The sequence below is a fragment of the Brachybacterium sp. 107 genome (assembly GCF_052379725.1).
Classification (GTDB): Bacteria; Actinomycetota; Actinomycetes; order Actinomycetales; family Dermabacteraceae; genus Brachybacterium.
This window is the reverse complement of the sequence record NZ_JBQSYW010000016.1, coordinates 12,309-29,847: the sequence shown is the minus strand read 5'-3', so window position 1 is coordinate 29,847 and position 17,539 is coordinate 12,309. Positions and strand designations below refer to the sequence as shown.

Annotated in this window: 13 protein-coding genes; 7 read left to right on the top strand and 6 right to left on the bottom strand. The window is 70.4% G+C overall.

Annotated features, from left to right (window positions below; translation table 11 throughout):
- Positions 1 to 12 precede the first annotated feature (12 nt).
- Complete coding sequence (gene epsC / locus ACT3UL_RS15080) at positions 13 to 573, bottom strand: serine O-acetyltransferase EpsC (protein WP_444579121.1); 561 nt, start codon at positions 571 to 573, stop codon at positions 13 to 15.
- A gap of 110 nt (positions 574 to 683) precedes the next feature.
- Complete coding sequence (gene cysK / locus ACT3UL_RS15075; RefSeq protein WP_444579120.1) at positions 684 to 1,613, bottom strand: cysteine synthase A; 930 nt, start codon at positions 1,611 to 1,613, stop codon at positions 684 to 686.
- Between the two features lie 237 nt (positions 1,614 to 1,850).
- On the opposite strand from cysK, the gene ACT3UL_RS15070 reads away from it, so the two are divergent.
- Positions 1,851 to 3,437 carry a DUF5129 domain-containing protein gene (locus ACT3UL_RS15070; protein ID WP_444579118.1) on the top strand — a complete coding sequence of 529 codons (1,587 nt, stop codon included), beginning with the start codon at positions 1,851 to 1,853 and terminating at the stop codon, positions 3,435 to 3,437.
- Between the two features lie 90 nt (positions 3,438 to 3,527).
- On the opposite strand, the gene trpS is transcribed toward ACT3UL_RS15070, so the two are convergent.
- Positions 3,528 to 4,604 (bottom strand): tryptophan--tRNA ligase, encoded by a 1,077-nt coding sequence (gene trpS / locus ACT3UL_RS15065; protein WP_444579117.1) that lies wholly within the window; start codon positions 4,602 to 4,604, stop codon positions 3,528 to 3,530.
- A 27-nt stretch (positions 4,605 to 4,631) separates the two neighbouring features.
- Positions 4,632 to 5,642, bottom strand: coding sequence for a LacI family DNA-binding transcriptional regulator (locus ACT3UL_RS15060; protein ID WP_444579116.1), 1,011 nt, complete (start codon positions 5,640 to 5,642; stop codon positions 4,632 to 4,634).
- Between the two features lie 199 nt (positions 5,643 to 5,841).
- Here ACT3UL_RS15060 and ACT3UL_RS15055 point away from each other — a divergent pair, with 199 nt between their 5' ends.
- From ACT3UL_RS15055 to ACT3UL_RS15030, 6 genes are all read left to right on the top strand, one after another.
- Positions 5,842 to 7,131, top strand: coding sequence for a sugar ABC transporter substrate-binding protein (locus ACT3UL_RS15055; protein WP_444579115.1), 1,290 nt, complete (start codon positions 5,842 to 5,844; stop codon positions 7,129 to 7,131).
- Between the two features lie 195 nt (positions 7,132 to 7,326).
- On the top strand, positions 7,327 to 8,907 hold the full coding sequence (locus ACT3UL_RS15050; protein WP_343921878.1) for an ABC transporter permease subunit: 1,581 nt from the start codon (positions 7,327 to 7,329) through the stop codon (positions 8,905 to 8,907).
- 13 nt (positions 8,908 to 8,920) lie between these two features.
- The gene (locus ACT3UL_RS15045; protein ID WP_443343768.1) at positions 8,921 to 9,841 is read left to right on the top strand and encodes a sugar ABC transporter permease; all 921 of its coding nucleotides are present in this window, start codon (positions 8,921 to 8,923) and stop codon (positions 9,839 to 9,841) included.
- A 10-nt stretch (positions 9,842 to 9,851) separates the two neighbouring features.
- A complete protein-coding gene (locus ACT3UL_RS15040; RefSeq protein ID WP_444579114.1) occupies positions 9,852 to 12,029 on the top strand; it encodes a glycoside hydrolase family 13 protein in 2,178 nt (725 codons plus the stop codon).
- A gap of 158 nt (positions 12,030 to 12,187) precedes the next feature.
- Positions 12,188 to 13,909: a glycoside hydrolase family 13 protein gene (locus tag ACT3UL_RS15035; RefSeq protein WP_444579113.1), complete on the top strand. Its 1,722-nt coding sequence runs from the start codon at positions 12,188 to 12,190 to the stop codon at positions 13,907 to 13,909.
- A gap of 68 nt (positions 13,910 to 13,977) precedes the next feature.
- Positions 13,978 to 15,273, top strand: a complete 1,296-nt coding sequence (locus ACT3UL_RS15030; RefSeq protein WP_444579112.1) for a carboxylate--amine ligase — start codon at positions 13,978 to 13,980, stop codon at positions 15,271 to 15,273.
- Positions 15,274 to 15,330: 57 nt separating this feature from the next.
- Here ACT3UL_RS15030 and ACT3UL_RS15025 read toward each other — a convergent pair whose 3' ends face one another.
- Together ACT3UL_RS15025 and ACT3UL_RS15020 are read right to left on the bottom strand one after the other, a co-directional pair.
- Positions 15,331 to 16,134: an aspartate/glutamate racemase family protein gene (locus ACT3UL_RS15025; protein WP_444579110.1), complete on the bottom strand. Its 804-nt coding sequence runs from the start codon at positions 16,132 to 16,134 to the stop codon at positions 15,331 to 15,333.
- Entirely contained in the window at positions 16,131 to 17,471 is a 1,341-nt protein-coding gene (locus ACT3UL_RS15020; protein WP_444579109.1) for a carboxylate--amine ligase, read from the bottom strand. The genes ACT3UL_RS15025 and ACT3UL_RS15020 overlap by 4 nt, the downstream gene beginning before the upstream one ends.
- Positions 17,472 to 17,539: the final 68 nt, after the last annotated feature.

Genomic DNA, 17,539 nt, shown 5'->3' with positions numbered 1-17,539 from the left:
CCGGCGGACAGCTCAGATCCAGATCGCGGGATCCACCTGGTGCTCGGGGTGGGCGGCGCCGGTGCGCACCTTCGCCGGGACCCCGACCGCGGTGGCACCGTCCGGGACGTCCCGCACGACGACGGCATTGGCCCCGATCTGTGCGCCCTGCCCGATCACGACGGGTCCGATCACGCGGGCACCGGCCCCGATCGTCACGCCGTCCTCGACCGTGGGATGGCGCTTGGTGCGCTCCATGGAGCGCCCTCCGAGCGTGACCCCGTGATAGAGCATCACGTCATCGCCGACCTCGGAGGTCTCGCCGATGACGACGCCCATGCCGTGGTCGATGAAGAAGCGGCGGCCGATGGTCGCGCCGGGATGGATCTCGACCCCGGTGATCGACCGGGCGCCCTGCGAGATGATCCGCGCGGGCAACCGCGCTCCCCGCTCCCAGAGCCGATTGGTCACCCGATAGGTCCAGATCGCATGCAGCCCCGGGGAGGTCAGCACGAGCGAGAGGTCGTCGGTCGCTGCGGGGTCACGACGGCGCGCCGCCGCGACGTCCTCCCGGACGGTCCCGACGGCGCTCATCACACGGTCCGTGAGGCCCCGCGTCAGCGGCCGCAGGCCCCGTGACGAGCCCGACGACGAACCCTGCGACGGGTCCTGCCGCGGACTCGCCCGGCGGCGTCCCGAGGTGCTCAATCCGCGTACTCGGCGAACAGCGGGGTGGAGAGGTAGCGCTCGCCGAAGTCCGGGACGATGACCACGATGGTCTTCCCGGCGAACTCCTCGCGGGCACCGATGCGGGCGGCGGCCTCGATCGCGGCGCCGGAGGAGATGCCGACCAGGAGACCCTCGGTGCGGGCCACGTTGCGGGCACGCTCCATCGACGTCCCGGCGTCGATGTCGACGACCTCGTCGTAGACCTCGCGGTCCAGCACGCTGGGCACGAAGTTCGCGCCGAGGCCCTGGATCTTGTGGGGGCCGGGGGCGCCGCCGTTGAGGATCGCGGACTCCTGCGGCTCGACCGCGAAGACCTTCACCTCGCCCTTGCGCTCCTTGAGGACCTGGCCCACACCGGAGATCGTGCCACCGGTGCCGATGCCGGCGACCAGCGCGTCGACCGAGCCGTCGGTGTCCTTCCAGATCTCCTCGGCGGTGGTGCGACGGTGCACCTCGAGGTTGGCGGGGTTGTCGAACTGCTTGACCTGGACCGCGCCGTTCTCGGCGGCGATCTCCTGGGCCTTGTCCACGGCACCCTGCATGCCCTTGGCCGCCTCGGTGAGCACCAGCTCGGCGCCGAAGGCGCGCAGCAGCATGCGCCGCTCCTTGGACATGGACTCGGGCATCGTGAGGATGACCTTGTAGCCGCGGGAGCTGCCCACCATCGCCAGCGCGATGCCGGTGTTTCCGCTCGTGGCCTCGACGATGGTGCCGCCGGCCTGCAGCTCGCCGGACTTCTCGGCGGCGTCGATCATGGCTGCGCCGATGCGGTCCTTGACGGAGTTGGCGGGGTTGTAGAACTCGAGCTTGGCCAGCACGGTGGCCTTCACGTCCTCACCCAGGTGATTGAGCTTCACCAGCGGCGTGCCGCCGATCAGTTCGGAGACGTTCTCGTAGACATCCATGTGTTCCTCCTCGATGGACGGGTCACTCACAACATGACCCAAAGGTGCGCTTGGATTGATCATAACCGTGCAGGGCGGCGCCGTGCGGGGACGCCCACCATCGGCGGACTCCCGGAGTCCTCCGGGCCGTCGCCGGCACGTTGCCGGCTCGAACTCCTCCAGGGTCCCACCGTTCCGACACGCGCGCATCGACCAACGTCGACGAGCTCGCGCGCATGCCCCCTCTAGTCTCGCCCCATGCCCTTCTCGACCGCCGACCCCGTCGCCGTCCCGCCAGCTCGCTCGCAGTCCGCGCCGACCCCGCTCGCCGCTCTCGCCCTCGCCGCACTGGTGTCGCTGCTGTCTCTGCTCGTGATGCTCCCCGCCCCGGCAATGGCCGAGACCCCGCGCTCGGTCTCCGCCACCGACACGGACACCACGGGCCACGTCGATCCCGAGATCCTCGAGAGCCGGCTCGCCGACGTCGACTTCCGCCGCCAGGTGGATCTCGCGGTGCTGGTCCTCGACATCACGGACTACGGTCTCGAGGAGTCCCAGGACACGGCGCTGAACGATGCCGTGCTCGCCCACGCGAAGGACGCCGCCCCCGAGCTGCTCGCCCCGGACGGCGACCACTGGGCCGATGGCACGGTGATCATCGCCCTCGACCCCGAGAACCGGTTCGTGGGCACCTACGCCGGGGAGGACGTGAAGCTCGACGAGGACGGCTTCGAGGCCGTGCAGGAGGCGATGCGTGATGACGCGGCCGACGGCGACTGGGAGGGCTCCCTCCAGGCAGGCGTCGAGGAGTACGCAGATCTGCTCGACCGCCCCTGGTGGCAGCATCCCGCGACGCTCGTGGTCGGCCTCGTCGCCCTCGGCGGCGCCGCCGTCACCGCCCTGTCGCTCGTCGGCCTGCGCCGCGCGGCGCGGCGACGCGTCGACGAATCCCTCCCCCGCCTGGACGACGTCCTGTCCAAGCGTCGCCTGACCGACGCCGCGGCGCGCACGCTGCCCACCGAGTCCGTCTACGCGCAGGCGGCGCTCGCCGACCACGAGACCTACCGCGAGAAGATCGAGGAGGCGACGCAGCTGTGCACGCAGCTCCCGACGCCGCAGGAACGCCGCTGGGCATGGGGGCTGAAGGGTCCGGAGCGCACACTGGCCCGGGACTTCGAGCAGGTCGTGACCTACCTCGACGACATCGATGACGACATCATCGGCACGAACGATCTGCTCCACCGCCTCGGCGACTGGCATGCCGCCTGGGAGCGCGAGCTGGCCCCGCTGCAGGACTCGATCGACTCGATCGACTCCGCGCTGGAGGACGGGGAGGACGTCTCCCCCGAGGAGGCCGCCGCCGCGGCGGACCTCCGCGAGATGGGCGGGGACGTCGCCCAGGAGATGCAGACGCTGACCACGCAGCTCGAGGCGGACCAGATCGCTCCCGACAGCGCCCTGCAGCGCCTGGACACCCTCACCACGGAGCTGTCCGCGGCGGTCGCCGCGCTGCAGCGCCTGCGGATCTCGCATCTCGCCGCCGACGACGACGAGGCCGAGGTGATGCGGGACGCCTCGTGGGACGCCGACCTGGAGCACGAGGACCAGGGCTACCGCTCGGTGCGCGGACGCCGCCATGCGCTGGATGCGGCGGCCTCCGGCTCCCCCGACGGCCCAGGGACCTTCTGGCACCTCAGCCCGCTGCTGTGGTACCGCACCTGGCACGACGAGGCCGACACCGATCTGGAGGCCCACCGGAATCCGTCGAGCTCGAGCGGGAGCACATCGGGCTACTCGGCGAGCTCGGGCGGCTTCTCCGGCGCGGGCAGCTCGAGCCGGTTCTGAGCAGTTCGAGAGGCAGTTCGTGATCTGCACGAGCCGGCGCAGAGGTGCCCCAGCTGGAACTGAACCGGTTCTGGTCTGCCGGTCAGGCGCTCAGTACACCATCCCCATGACCTCGCGCACGCGGGCGAGGGTCTTCTCGGCGACCTCGTTGGCCCGCTCGTTGCCCGCGCGGAGCACGGAGAAGAGGTGCTCGGGGTCCTGCTCGAGCTCACGGCGACGGGCTCGGATCGGCTCGAGGTGCTCGTTGAGCAGGTCGGCGGTCATGATCTTGAGGGTGCCGGAGCCCTTGTCGCCGATCTCCTCGGCAATCTCCTCCGGGGTGCGCCCCGCACACTGCGAGGCGATGGTCAGCAGGTTCGCGACCTCCGGGCGGTTCTCGGGATCGTAGGTGATCACGCGCTCGGAATCCGTCTTGGCCTTCTTGATCTTCTTGACGGTCTCGGCCTCGTCCATCCGCAGCATCACCGTGTTCCCGCGGGACTTGCTCATCTTGTGCTCGCCGTCCAGGCCCAGGATCGTGGGCGACTCGGAGAGCAGGGCACCGGGCTCGGTGAAGACCTGCTCTCCGCCGGCATAGCGCTCGTTGAAGCGGCGGGCGATGACGCGGGTCTGCTCGATGTGGGGCAGCTGGTCCCGGCCCACGGGCACCACGTTGCCGCCGCAGAACAGGATGTCCGCGGCCTGGTGGACGGGGTAGGTCAGCAGCAGGCCGCCCATGGCGGACTTCCCGGCCGCGGCGAGCTCCGCCTTCACGGTGGGGTTGCGCTCGAGCTCCGGCTGGGTGACCAGCGACAGGAACGGCAGCATCAGCTGGTTCAGGGCCGGCACGGCGGAGTGCGCGAAGAAGGTCGAGCGCTCCGGGTCCAGGCCCACGGCGAGGTAGTCGGTCAGCAGCTCGCGCACGGAGCCCTTGATGTCACCCACGACGTCGCGATCGGTGATCACCTGGTAGTCGGCGACCAGCACCCAGCTCTCGACACCGGCGTCCTGCAGCCGCACGCGGTTGCGCAGGGAGCCGAAGTAATGGCCGATGTGCAGGGCCCCGGTGGGACGGTCGCCGGTGAGCATGCGCAGACCCGAGGGATCCGTCTCGATCCTGGACCAGAGCGCATCGCTGCGGCGCTGGGAGGTGTCATAGCTGCTGGGGGCGAGGGTCTCATCGTTCACCCCACCATGCTAGCGGCCTGTGCGCCCTCAGCCCGCAGAGCCCTCCGGCGCGGCCGCGGTGGAGCCGCGCACGATCAGCTGGGGCCGCACGACGACCTCGGTCCGTGCGGGCCGACGGGAGTCCTCGCCGCCGCCGAGCGCGGCGCGCACCGCGGCGCGGGCGATGGAGTTCACCGCCTGGCGCACCGTGGTCAGGGGCGGATCGGTGAGCCCCGCCCAGAAGACGTCGTCGTAGCCGACCACGGAGATGTCCTCCGGGACGGACAGCCCGTGCGAGCGCACGCCCTCGAGCGCCCCGGCGGCCATCACGTCGGACCCGCAGACGATCGCGGTGACGTCATGGGCGATGAGGTCTCGCGCCGCCTCGTACCCGCCGGCGTAGGAGAAGTCGGTGAAGGAGACCGGCCACTCCCCCTCGAGCGAGGAGGCGGCGACCTCCTCGAAGACGCCGAGCTTGGAGCGCACCGGCCAGGTGTGCTCATCGCCCATGGCGAGGCCGATGCGCCGATGCCCGAGATCCTGCAGATGGGTGAGGGTCAGCCGCATCGCGTGCTCGTCGTCCGTCGAGAGGAACGCGGCATCGAGATCGTCCCGCACCCCGTTGATGAGCACGAGCGGAGTGCCGGCCGCCGTGATCTCGCGGTAGTGCTCGATCGGACCACGCTGCTGCGCATGGTGCCCGGAGACGACGATGATCGCGTCCACACCGCTGTGCAAGAAGCGCTGCAAGATCTCGCGCTCCCGTTCCACGGTGCGGGCCCGCAGGCCCACCAGAGCCGACGCCCCGCGCTCGAACAGCTCGGCCTCGAGCCGCTCCACCCAGGCGGAGAACACCTGGTTGTCGAGGTCCGGGACGAGCACGCCGACCAGGGGGCCCGACGAGAGCGCACGCGGGCCCAGCTCACGACCCAGCTGCCGCGCGGCCTCCAGGACCGTTCCGCGTGTGGCCTCGTTGACGCCGGCTTTGCCGTTGAGCACGCGGGAGACCGTCGCCTCGCTGACCCCGGCGCTCCGGGCGATGTCGATGAGTCGTGTCATGGCACGCATCCTTCCAGACAGTGAGCGGGCCGAGCACCCGACAGCCGGAGGGCGAGCGGAGCGACCACCCTCGGCCGTAGCCGAATCGATACCTGCAAGTTCTTGCATATTCTTGCATACGGCGGGCGTCCCGTCCTACTGTGACTCCATCGAGCACCGCCACCGAGAGCCGGTCGCTCCACGATTCAAAGGAGAAGACGTGCAGATCCGTCGACAGAGTTTCCTCGCCCTCAGCGGCGTCGCCGCCGGCACCACCCTGCTCGCCGCCTGCGGCGGCGGGGACGAGACCGGCGGCGATGCGAGTGACGCGGGCGGCGCCTCGGATGCCGGCGGCGCCGAGGCGGGTGCGGCCCCGGCTCGGGCCGACGCCGACCTCGTGATCTGGACCGACGAGGAGAAGGCCGTCTCCCTCGAGGAGCCCGCCGCCACGTGGGGCAAGGCCAACGACCTCACCGTCGCGGTGCAGATCGTCGCCGACGACCTCCAGGGCAACTTCGTCACCGCGAACCAGGCGGGCAATGGCCCCGACATGATCCTCGCGGCCCATGACTGGATCGGGAACCTGGTGCAGAACGGCTCCATCTCCCCCGTGCAGCTGCCGGGCAGCGCGACCGAGGACATCGCCCCCATTGGGATCGAGGCCGTGACCTACGACGGCCAGACCTACGGCGTGCCGTACGCGGTGGAGACCCTGGTGCTGTTCGCCAACAAGGCCCTGACCGATGTGCCCGAGCCGAAGACCGTCGAGGAGATGGTCGAGGCGGCCACGGCCGGCGGCGCCGACAACGTGCTCGCGCTCCCCGTGGGCGAGCAGGGCGACGCCTACCACATGGAGGCCTTCTACACCTCTGCCGGCGGCTACCTCTTCGGCAAGGACTCCGAGGGCAACCTCGACCCCACCGACGTCGGCGTGGGCCAGGAGGGCTCGATCACCGCCGGCGAGAAGATCAAGGAGCTCGGCGAGAGCGGCGTGCTGTCCACCTCCATCACCGGCGACAACGCGATCTCCCTGTTCACCGACGGCAAGGCGGCATACCTGGTCTCCGGGCCCTGGGCGCTCGAGGACATCCGCACCGCGGAGATCGACTACTCGATGAGCGCGGTCCCCGGCTTCGAGGGCCTGGATCCGGCGGTCCCCTTCGCCGGCGTCAACGCCTTCTACGTCGCCGCCGGCGGCAAGAACCCGGCCTTCGCGCAGCAGTTCGCGACCGCCGTGGCGTCCTCGCCGGACATCGTCGAGCAGATGTTCCCCAAGAACGAGCTGCCGCCGGTGAACCTCGAGCTGCAGAAGAAGCTCGCCACGGATTTCCCCGAGATCGTGAAGATCGCGGAGCTCGCCGCCCAGGGCGATCCGATGCCCGCCATCCCGGAGATGGCCGCCATCTGGCAGCCGCTGGGCCAGGCACAGGCGAACATCGTCGGCGGCGCCGACCCGGAGTCCACGATGGTCTCCGCCGGCGAGGAGATCACCAGCCAGATCAGCGGCTGATCCCGACGCCGTGGGCGGGGTCGGCGCACACGCGCCGCACCCCGCCCCCGACCTGCCCTGCCCTGCCCTGCCCTGCCCTGCCCGAACCCTGTTCGGTTCCTGCCCTACCCGACCCTGTCCGGCCCCTGTCCGGCCCCTGTTCGGTCTCTGCTCGGTCCCTCTCCCTCGCCCTGATCCCCGAAAGGCAGCGTCGCCATGTCCTCCACCCACGCGCCTGCGCATCGAGAGCGCACCACCACGATCCCCGCGATCGTGGTGCGTGTGCTGTTCCTCGGTGCCGTGCTCGCCGTGGCCGCCTTCACCGTGCCGCTCATGATCGAGCTGAAGCAGTGGATGTGGCTGAGCGTCATGATCCTGGCCGCGATCGCGATCTTCGTCCTGTACTCGACGAAGCGCTTCGTGCCCGGCAAGTACCTCTTCCCGGGGACCTTCTTCCTCGTGGTCTTCCTGATCACCCCGATCATCCTCACGATCGGGTACTCCTTCACGAACTTCGGCGACGGCACGCGCGGCTCGAAGGAGCAGGCGGTCGACTCGATCGTCGCGAACTCCGTGCAGCAGACCGAGGACTCCACCTGGTACAACCTGGCCGTCGCCACCCAGGGAGACCCCGTCGAGGGCCCCTTCACCCTCTTCCTCGTGGACCCCGAGACCGGCACGATCTATCGGGGCGACGAGACCGCGCCGGTGCAGGAGGTCCCCGCCGACGAGGTCACCGTGACCTCCGGCTTCGTCACCGAGGCCGCGGGCTACACGATTCTCGACGCGCGCGAGGTGAACACCGCCTACGACGCGCTGCAGGCCCTCGCCGTCCCCATCTCGGACACCTCCGCGGTGCGCGTCCAGGGCGCGAACCAGGCCTTCGAGGGCACCACGGTGCTCAGCTACGACGAGTCCACCGACACCCTCACCAACTCCCAGACCGATGAGGAGTTCACCGTCGGGAAGGTCGGGGACTCCGAGTACTTCGTCGATGCGGACGGCAAGCGTGCCTTCAGCCAGTCCTGGCTGCAGAACGTCGGGGGGAGCAACTACGAGCGACTGTTCACCAATGCCGGCATCGCGAAGCAGTTCGGCGCCGCCTTCGTGTGGACCCTGATCTTCGCCCTCGGGTCGGTGCTGCTGACCTTCGTGGTGGGCTTCGCCCTCGCCCTGGTGCTCAACGACGAGCGGATGCGCGGACGCCGCCTCTACCGCTCCGTGCTGCTGATGCCCTACGCGGTCCCCGGATTCATCTCCCTGCTGGTGTGGTCGAACTTCTACAACCGCGACTTCGGCCTGATCAACGAGACGCTGGGACTGCACCTGGACTGGATGGGCGACCCCACCCTCGCCAAGGCCGCCGTGCTGCTGACGAACCTGTGGATGGGCTTCCCCTACATGTTCATCGTCTCCACCGGTGCCCTGCAGGCGATCCCGAACGACGTCACCGAGGCCGCCCGCATGGACGGCGCCAGCCGGCTGCAGACCACGCTGAAGGTGGTGACCCCGCTGCTCATGGTCGCGGTGGCCCCGCTGCTGGTGGCGTCCTTCGCCTTCAACTTCAACAACTTCAACGCCATCCAGCTGCTCACCGAGGGCGGGCCGTTCCTCCCGGGTGAGTACACCCGTGGCGGGACCGACATCCTGATCTCGATGATCTACCGCATCGCCTTCGGCGGATCCGGGGCCGACTTCGGCTTCGCCTCGGCGGTCTCCGTCGCCCTGTTCGCGCTCACCGGCGTGCTCGCGGCGATCCAGTTCCGGTTCACCAACGTCCTCGAAGACGTCAACTGAGAGGGGACCTGCGATGAGCACCTCCACCACACCCCGCCTCCCCGTCGCGCCCGGCACCTCTGTCGCCGTCCCGCGCCGGATGTCCCCACGCCGATGGATGGCCGAGATCGGCTGGCGCCATCTGATCGGCCTCGCGGCCATGGCCTTCGCCGTCTTCCCGATCCTGTTCGTGGTCTCCGCCTCGCTGAACCCGCTGGGGACCGTGTCCTCCTCGGGGCTGCTGCCCAAGGCGTTCAGCCTGGTCCACTACGAGGCGCTGATCAGCGGATCCCGCGGCCCGTTCCTGCAGTGGTACCTCAACACCCTCGTCGTGTGCGGCGTGGTCGCCGTGACCCAGGTGTTCCTGTCCACGCTCGCGGCCTATGTGTTCAGCCGCTTCCGCTTCGCGGGCCGTCGGATCGGTCTGCTGTCCCTGCTGCTGGTGATGATGTTCCCGGCCATCCTCGCGATGATCGCCGTGTACACGATGATCTCGGACCTCGGGCAGATCGTCCCTGTCCTGGGGCTGAACTCCCTTCCGGGCTACATCGTGGTGCTCCTCGGCGGCTCGCTGGGACAGGTCTGGCTGATCAAGGGTTTCTTCGACACCGTGCCCAAGGAGCTCGACGAGGCCGCGATCATCGACGGCTGCAGCCACTGGCAGGTCTTCACGAAGATCCTGCTGCCCACGCTCACCCCGATCCTCGCCACCACCGTGCTGCTCGCCCTGGTGGGTGTGCTCAGCGAGTTCCTGCTCGGCTCGATCTTCCTGACCGCCGACGACAAGAAGACGCTCGCGGTGGGCCTGTACGGCCTGCTCCAGGGGGACCGGTCGAACAACCTGGGCGTCTTCGCCGCCGGGTCCGTGATGATCATGATCCCGGTGATCATCCTGTACCAGTTCCTCCAGCGCTACATCGTCGGCGGCTCCACCGCCGGCGCCGTGAAGGGGTGATCCCCTCTCCATGACGTCCCCTCGCCACCCTGATCCCGCCGGGTCCGTCGGCCCAGCAGGCCCCACCACAGGCCCCGCAGGGTCCGTCGGCCCCGCAGGTTCCGTCGGCCCCGACGACTCCGGGGTGCCGCTGCCCGAGCAGCCCCACCACGACGGCGGACCGCTCCACGTCCCGGTCCGGCCCCGCCGGATCGGGGACGAGATCCTGCTGCGGGTGTGGGTGCCGGACTCCTACCCGGCCGCCGACCTCGCCCTGCGCACGGTGGCCGACGGGGAGATCCGCACCGCGCAGCTCTCCCCCGCCGCGCGGGAGGCGACCGGCGCCTGGTGGGAGACGACGCTGAGGGTCGTCAACCCCGTGGTGGTCTATCGCTTCTGCGTGCTCGCCGCGGACGGCGCCGTCACCGCGTCGGGCGCTCCCGCGCCCTCCTATGCCTGGCTCACCGCGGCCGGGCTGGTGCCCTGGGACGTGTCCGACGCGACCGACTTCCGGCTCGTCGCCCAGGAGACCGCCCCGGGCTGGGTGGACGATGCGATCGTCTACCAGGTCTTCCCCGATCGCTTCTCCCGCAGCGCCGCGATGCCGGTGGATGCTCACGGCCGTCCTGCTCCGGAGCACCTCCCGGAGTGGGCGATCCCGATGGCCTGGGAGGACGAGCCCGCGGTGCAGGGGGTCGTCACCGGGCAGCAGTTCTACGGCGGCGACCTCGATGGGGTGATCGACCGGCTGGACCACATCGCCTCCCTCGGCGCGGACACCGTCTATCTCACCCCCGTGTTCCCGGCGGGGTCGGTGCACCGCTACGACGCCTCGACCTTCGACGCCGTGGATCCGCTGCTGGGCGGGGACGAGGCCCTGGTCCGGCTCTCCGCGGCGCTCCATGGCCGCGGGATGCGACTCGTGCTGGACCTGACCACGAACCACACCGGCGACACCCACGAATGGTTCCGCGCCGCCCAGGCCGATCCGGACTCCCCCGAAGCCGGCTTCTACCTCTTCGACGAGCACCCTGAGCAGTACGCCTGCTGGCTCGACGTACCGACCCTGCCCAAGCTCGACCAGCGCAGCGACGTGCTCCGCGAGCGGCTCACCCGCGGGGCACGCAGCGTCGTCGGCAGATACCTCGCCGGCCCCGTCCTCGCCGACGGCTGGCGGATCGACGTGGCGAACATGACCGGCCGCCACGGCGAGGTGGACCTCACCCACGAGGTGGCGCGGGAGATCCGCTCCACCCAGCGCGAGGTCGCCGCCGTGACCGGCCGGGACACCTGGCTGATCGCCGAGCACGGCCACGACGCCACCGGAGATCTCGCGGGCGACGGCTGGCACGGCACCATGAACTACGCGGGCTTCACCCGCCCCCTGTGGGCATGGCTCGCCGACCCGGGCAGCGAGCTCAACTGGCTCGGCCTGCCCATGACGCTGCCTCGCCTGAGCGGCACCGTCATCTCCCGCACCCTGCGCGACTACAACGCGCAGCTGTCCTGGGAAGCGCGCAGCCATTCCCAGAACCAGCTCTCGAGCCACGACACTCCGCGCACCCGCACGGTCGTCGGCTCCCGGGGCCGACAGCTCACGGCGATCGCCGCCCTCGCGTCCCTGCCCGGTGTCCCGACCCTCTTCGCCGGGGACGAGCTGGGGGCCGTCGGCACCACCGGCGAGCACTCCCGCACGCCGATGCCGTGGCCCGCGATCGACGAGACCGACGGTGAGGGCGGGGCCGACGGTGAGGGCGGGGCCGACAGCGAGCGCGTCGACCTCGCGATTCTCGCGGCGACCCGCGCCCTGCTGGGTCTGCGCCGGCGTGAGGCGGCCCTGCGCCGCGGTGGCCTGCGCTGGTTGCACATCGGCACCGACGCCCTGATCTTCGCCCGGACCCACCCGGAGGGGGATGTGATCGTGCATCTCGCGCGGGACGCCCATGCGGAGCTCACGCTCGACCTCGCTGCCCTCCCGGGCGTGCCGGTCGATCCTGCTGGCTCTGCCGGCTCCGTCGGACCTGCTGGCACTGCTGGACCGGCTCACGCTGCCGGACCGGCTGATGCTGTCTGCCCTGCCGAGATGCTCCACCACGAAGGCGGCGCCCGCGCCCGTCTGCTGGGACGCTCCCTGATTTTCTCTGCCACGGGTGCCGGTGCGACGCTGGTCAAGATCGCCCGCGCCGCCTCTGACGTCCATCGCCGCTGACGTCCATCGCCCCTGACGTCCATCACCCCTGACACCCACCACCCCTGGCACTGACTGCCCCTGAACCCCGCCGCCCCCCTCGGAGCGCCTGCCTCCGCAGCGCCAACACGGGGCACGGCAGCCCGAAGCACCCGTACACCACCCTCGGAAGGACCTGCATGACCTCCCCGATCTCGACCTCCGCCCCCAGCGCGACCACCTCCTGGACCGGTGAGGCGGTGACCGCCCAGTGGTGGCGCGACGCCGTCGTCTACCAGGTGTATCCCCGCTCCTTCGCCGACGCGGACGGCGACGGCATGGGCGACCTCCCCGGAGTCACCGCGCACCTCCCCTACCTGCGCGACCTCGGCGTCGATGCGATCTGGCTCTCGCCCTTCTACACCTCCCCGCAGCACGACGGCGGCTACGACGTCGCCGACTACACCGACGTCGACCCCCGCTTCGGATCCCTGGCCGACGCCGACGAGATGATCGCCCGCGCCCACGAGCTGGGTCTGAAGGTCATCGTCGACATCGTGCCCAACCACTCCTCGAGCGAGCACGTGCTCTTCCAGGAGGCGCTGGCCGCCGCCCCCGGCTCCCCCGAACGGGACCTGTACATGTTCGCCGAGGGCCGGGGCGTAAGCGGCGAGCTGCCCCCGAACAACTGGACCTCGATCTTCCACGGCCCCGCCTGGACCCGGATCACCGAGGCGGACGGCACACCCGGCCAGTGGTACCTGCACATCTTCGACACCAGCCAGCCCGACTGGAACTGGAAGAACCCGCGCGTGCACGAGCTCATGCAGGACGTGCTGCGGTTCTGGCTGGACCGCGGGGCCGACGGCTTCCGGGTGGACGTCGCCCACGGCATGGTCAAGCCCGAGGGCCTGCCGGACGCGACCGTGAACGCCGAAGGGCTGATCGACATCCCCGAGGGCGAGGTGCCCGTCTACTTCGACAACGACGGCGTGCTGGACATCTACCGCGAGTGGCGCCCGATCCTCGACGCCTACGAGGGTGACCGGATGATGGTGCTCGAGGCGTGGATCCCGGAGCACCGCCTGCCGCTGTACATCGGCGACGAGAAGGCGCACCAGTCCTTCAACTTCGGCTTCCTCCAGGCCCGCTGGGGCGTGGAGACGATGCGCGCCGCGATCGAGAAGCCCCTCGCCCTCGCCGATGCGGTGGGCTCACCCACCACCTGGGTGCTCTCGAACCACGACGTGATCCGCCACGCCTCCCGCTACGGCTTCGCCCCGGACCACCGCTTCGGTGAGGGCCTGGCCCGCGATGAGGTGCCCGATGCCGAGCTGGGACTGCGACGGGCCCGTGCCGCGACCCTGCTCATGCTCTCCCTCCCCGGTTCCGCCTACCTGTACCAGGGCGAGGAGCTGGGGCTGCCGGAGGTGAGCGACATCCCCGATGAGCTGCGCGAGGACCCCGCGCATCTGCGGGCCGGTGTGCCCGGTCGCGACGGCTGCCGCGTGCCGCTGCCGTGGGTCCAGGATGCCCCGGCCTACGGGTTCTCCTCGACCGGCGAGAGCTGGCTTCCGCAGCCCGCGGAGTTCGGTCCGCTCGCGGTCGACCAGCAGCTCGGGGTGGACGGCTCCGTGCTGGAGATGTACCGCTCGGCGCTGCACCTGCGCCGGAAGCTGCAGCTGGGGGTCCAGAGCGAGGCCGCCGGCGTGGTCTTCGCGCAGACGGCGCCCGACGGGGTGCTGGTCCTCGATCGCGGTGATCTCCGGGTCGTCGTCAACACGATGTCCGCCCCGGTCCCGCTGGCCGAGGTCACCGATGACCAGGGCTACGAGGTGCTGCTGCGCTCGGTCCCCGCCGGCCCCGACGGTGCGGAGCAGGTCGCCGCGGACAGTGCCCTCTGGATGCGCCTGACGCGCTGACGCAGAGCCGGCGCCGACACGGTCGGCGTCGGCCTCCGGGGGCGGTTCTCGCCATTAGGATGGTCGATATGTCAGCACCTGAGACGCCCTCTCCCCGTCCCACCGCGTCCGACCTCGGGCCGTCGTCGAGCTCGGAGAGCTTCGACCTGGTCCTGCTGGGCTCCGGGCTCGGCGTCTACACCCTCGCCCGCGCCTTCCACGAGGAGTACGGCGTGGTGGCGACGGTGCTCACGAAGGTGGGCATCGAGCCGATGCGCCGCTCGGTCACCTGCGAGGTCATCGAGCTCGGAGGCTCCGCGAGCGACGAGGACCTGGTCGCCGCCGCCGTCGAGCTCGCGCGCGAGCGCGGCGGGGTGCGGCCCCAGCTGCTGCTGGCCAATGCTGATTCTCTGGTGCAGCTGATGAGCGATCATCGCGAGCAGCTGGAGCCGCACTTCGTCATGCCGATCCTCGAGGCCGATGTGCTCGAACGCCTCTCGGACAAGGCGGAGTTCGCCCGGCTGTGCACCGAGCACGGGGTGGCGACCCCGCGCACGGAGGTCATCGATCTGGGGACGCCCCGGGACGCGGACTGGCAGCCCCCGTGCACCGAGCTGCCCTTCCCCGTGGTGATGAAGGCGGCCCGTACCGCGGACATGGCCGGGGTGCGCTTCGAGGGCAAGAAGAAGGTGTGGTTCCTCGAGACCCCGCAGGAGCTGGACGATCTGGTGCGGGCGATCGCTGCGGCCGGGTACGCCGGTCGCCTCGTCGTCCAGGAGCTGATCCCCGGCGACGACACCGCCGAGGGCTCGATCACCGCCTACACCGATGCCGCCGGGCGGGTGACGCTCCTGTGCTCGGCCCGGGTGCTGCTGGGCGAGCACACGCCCGACGCGCTGGGCCGGCCCGCCGCGATGATCACCCTCCCCTTCGACGACGCCCTCGACCAGGCGCGCCGTCTGCTCGAGGCGACGGGCTACCGGGGCTACGCGAACTTCGACGTGAAGCGCGATCCCCGCGACGGGACCTGGAAGTTCTTCGAGGTGAACCCGCGCATCGGGCGCAACAACTTCTACGTCTCCAGTGCGGGGGCGAACGTGTCCCGCTTCGTGGTGGCCGACGCGATCGAGCACCGCCGTCTCGAACCGGTCACCGAGTTCGACGAGATCCTCTACTCCCTGGTCCCGATGCCGCTGCTGATGCGCTACCTGCGCGATCCGGCGCTGAAGCGCTGGGTGCGCACCGTCGCCCGGCGCGGGGTGCGCAATCCGTGGACCTATCCCGCAGACGGCGGCTGGGCGCGCCGCTACGCACGGATCGTCGGGCTGAACCACGTGCGCAAGTTCCTGCGCCACTATCCGCGGCCGACGGATTCTGGCTTCTGAGCCGCGCTTCTCCACCAGTCCGCGCTTCTCCACCAGTCGCCGCGGGGCGCCGACGAGTCACCGGAAGAGCTCGGTGAGCTCCTTGCCGGCCCGGCGCACCGTGATCCGGGCGAGCTCGGTCAGGGAGTCGATCAGGCGGGCATCGCCGCGATATCCGTGCTGGTCGTAGACGACGGACAGCTCGGTGCAGCCGAGCACGGCGACGCCGGCCCCCTGCGCGAGCACCCGCTCGATGCAGGATTCGAAGAGGTCCAGATCCACCGGCATCCCGGCTTTGACCTGCCCGTAGATGAGGTGGTTGATGTCCTCCTGCACCGCATGGTCGGGGACCAGCGGCGTGCCGCCGTGGGCGAGGATCGCCTCCTGGTACACCCGGGCGTGGATGTTGCCCTCGGTCGCGAACACCGCGATGGGCGCCGTGCCCGCGCTCTCGACAGCGGCCTGAGCGGTGGTCTCGACGATGCTCAGCAGAGGGATCGTCGTGGCCGATTCCACCTGGCGTGCGTAGTGATGGGCCGTGTTGCACGGCAGGACGAGCATGTCCACCCCGGCGCGCTGGAGCATGACGGCATCGCGGAGGATCACGGGTCCGGGATCGGTGGCGTCGGGGTCGAGGATCGCCGCGGTCCGATCCGGGGTCGAGGAGTGCTGGGAGACCAGCAGGTCCACGTGCTCTTGGTCGCTGCGGGCCACGGTGGCGCGGATCAGCACGTCCAGGAACACCGAGGTGGCCGCGGGCCCGAGACCGCCCAGGACCCCGACGACCGGGCCGGGCCAGGTGGTCGGGTCGAGCCGACCGCCGAGCTCGTCCTCGGCGGCGCCATGCGCCGTCCCGCCGGTGGCCTGCTCCGTGCCGTTCACGCCCGTTCCCCCGGCGCCGTCCGGGGGCGGCGGCGCAGCAGACGGCTGAACCGGTCACCGCCCTCGGGTCGGTAGTAGCGCTGGAACTTGAGCACCGAGTTCAGCCCGGCGGCCAGGACGTACCGCCGCCGGGAGAGGGAGTCGTCCACACCGGGATAGTGCAGGGGATTGCCCACCCGGGCTCGCAGCGCCCGGCGCAGCCGGGCCTTGGCCTCGGGGAGGGTGGTGTACCGCTTCACCAGGGAGATCGGGACGACGGCGTAGAGCACCTCGGGCTGATCCTGGAGGATGCCGTCCTCCCCGACCCCGGAGCCGGGCCCCTGCTCGGGGAGGGCGTGCCGCAGATGCTCGTCGACGTACCAGGTCACGGGGTTGTGCCCGCCGGCGGTCACGTAGTAGTTCGAGCGCCCCAGCCGAGGGTTGAGCTCGAAGAACTTGGTGCGGCCGTCGCGGCGGTCGTACTTGAGGTCGAAGTTGGCGTAGCCGGTCCAGCCGAGCCGTTCGCACAGACGCTGCGCCTGGGCCACCATCTCCCGGTCGACCCCGGTGATGATCGCCGCCGGATTCCCGATCGCGCCCGGTGCATGCTCCTCCAGCAGCGTGTGGCCGTAGGAGGCGAAGCGGACACGGGAATCGGCGTCGCAGTAGACGGTGAGGATCCGCATGTACTGGTCATCCCCGGGGATGCGGTCCTGGACGATGATCGACTCGCGGTACCCGGCCCCGCGGATGGCGGTCAGCAGCCCCCGCAGATCCTCGGGCGAGTCGACGGTGTGGACCTTGTTCTTCCCCGGGAAGTCGATGCGCTTCCATTCGGAGACCTCGGCCGGCTTGGCGATCACCGGGAACTCGAAGGGCACCTCGAGATCGCCGGGGACCTCCTGGGCGAGATCGACCACCACCGTGCCCGGGTGGTCCACCTCGAGGTCCTGGCAGAGCTTCGTGAAGTTCTGCTTCTCGGTGGCGGCGGCGAAGGTCTCCAGGTCGACGTACGGGGCGATGTATCGAGGATCCAGGCCGATCTCGTCGCGGATCCGGATGATGGGCTTGACGGTCGCGTCGGCCGATCCGAGCAGCAGGAGGGGTCGGCCCGGATGCGCATCGGCGACCTCCTGCAGCACGGGGGCCAGCGTCTCCGGATCGAACGGGTCCTGGCACTGCACGTTGTCGATGAGGGAGGAGGTCCCCACGACCCAGCCCGCCAGGCGGGAGATCGCCACGGTGCGGACCCCGTACGCCTCATGGAAGGCGCGCGCGAGGGAATAGGCGCCGATGTCCCCACCGACGACGACAGGCGTGAATTCGACGACGGGCGCGTCAGTGGCGTTCTCAGGCATGCCCGCAGTCTAGCGACGCCCGTCCGCGCACCTCCTCGACACTCTCCGACGAGGTGCCTACGCTGGAG

What these genes read in the sequence shown, in the direction of transcription:
- ACT3UL_RS15020 (WP_444579109.1), bottom strand. Translation starts at nt 17,471, where the DNA reads ATGCCTGAGAACGCCACTGACGCGCCCGTCGTCGAATTCACGCCTGTC.
- ACT3UL_RS15040 (WP_444579114.1), top strand. Translation starts at nt 9,852, where the DNA reads ATGACGTCCCCTCGCCACCCTGATCCCGCCGGGTCCGTCGGCCCAGCA.
- ACT3UL_RS15070 (WP_444579118.1), top strand. Translation starts at nt 1,851, where the DNA reads ATGCCCTTCTCGACCGCCGACCCCGTCGCCGTCCCGCCAGCTCGCTCG.
- ACT3UL_RS15050 (WP_343921878.1), top strand. Translation starts at nt 7,327, where the DNA reads ATGTCCTCCACCCACGCGCCTGCGCATCGAGAGCGCACCACCACGATC.
- ACT3UL_RS15045 (WP_443343768.1), top strand. Translation starts at nt 8,921, where the DNA reads ATGAGCACCTCCACCACACCCCGCCTCCCCGTCGCGCCCGGCACCTCT.
- cysK (WP_444579120.1), bottom strand. Translation starts at nt 1,613, where the DNA reads ATGGATGTCTACGAGAACGTCTCCGAACTGATCGGCGGCACGCCGCTG.
- ACT3UL_RS15060 (WP_444579116.1), bottom strand. Translation starts at nt 5,642, where the DNA reads ATGACACGACTCATCGACATCGCCCGGAGCGCCGGGGTCAGCGAGGCG.
- ACT3UL_RS15030 (WP_444579112.1), top strand. Translation starts at nt 13,978, where the DNA reads ATGTCAGCACCTGAGACGCCCTCTCCCCGTCCCACCGCGTCCGACCTC.
- epsC (WP_444579121.1), bottom strand. Translation starts at nt 573, where the DNA reads ATGAGCGCCGTCGGGACCGTCCGGGAGGACGTCGCGGCGGCGCGCCGT.
- ACT3UL_RS15035 (WP_444579113.1), top strand. Translation starts at nt 12,188, where the DNA reads ATGACCTCCCCGATCTCGACCTCCGCCCCCAGCGCGACCACCTCCTGG.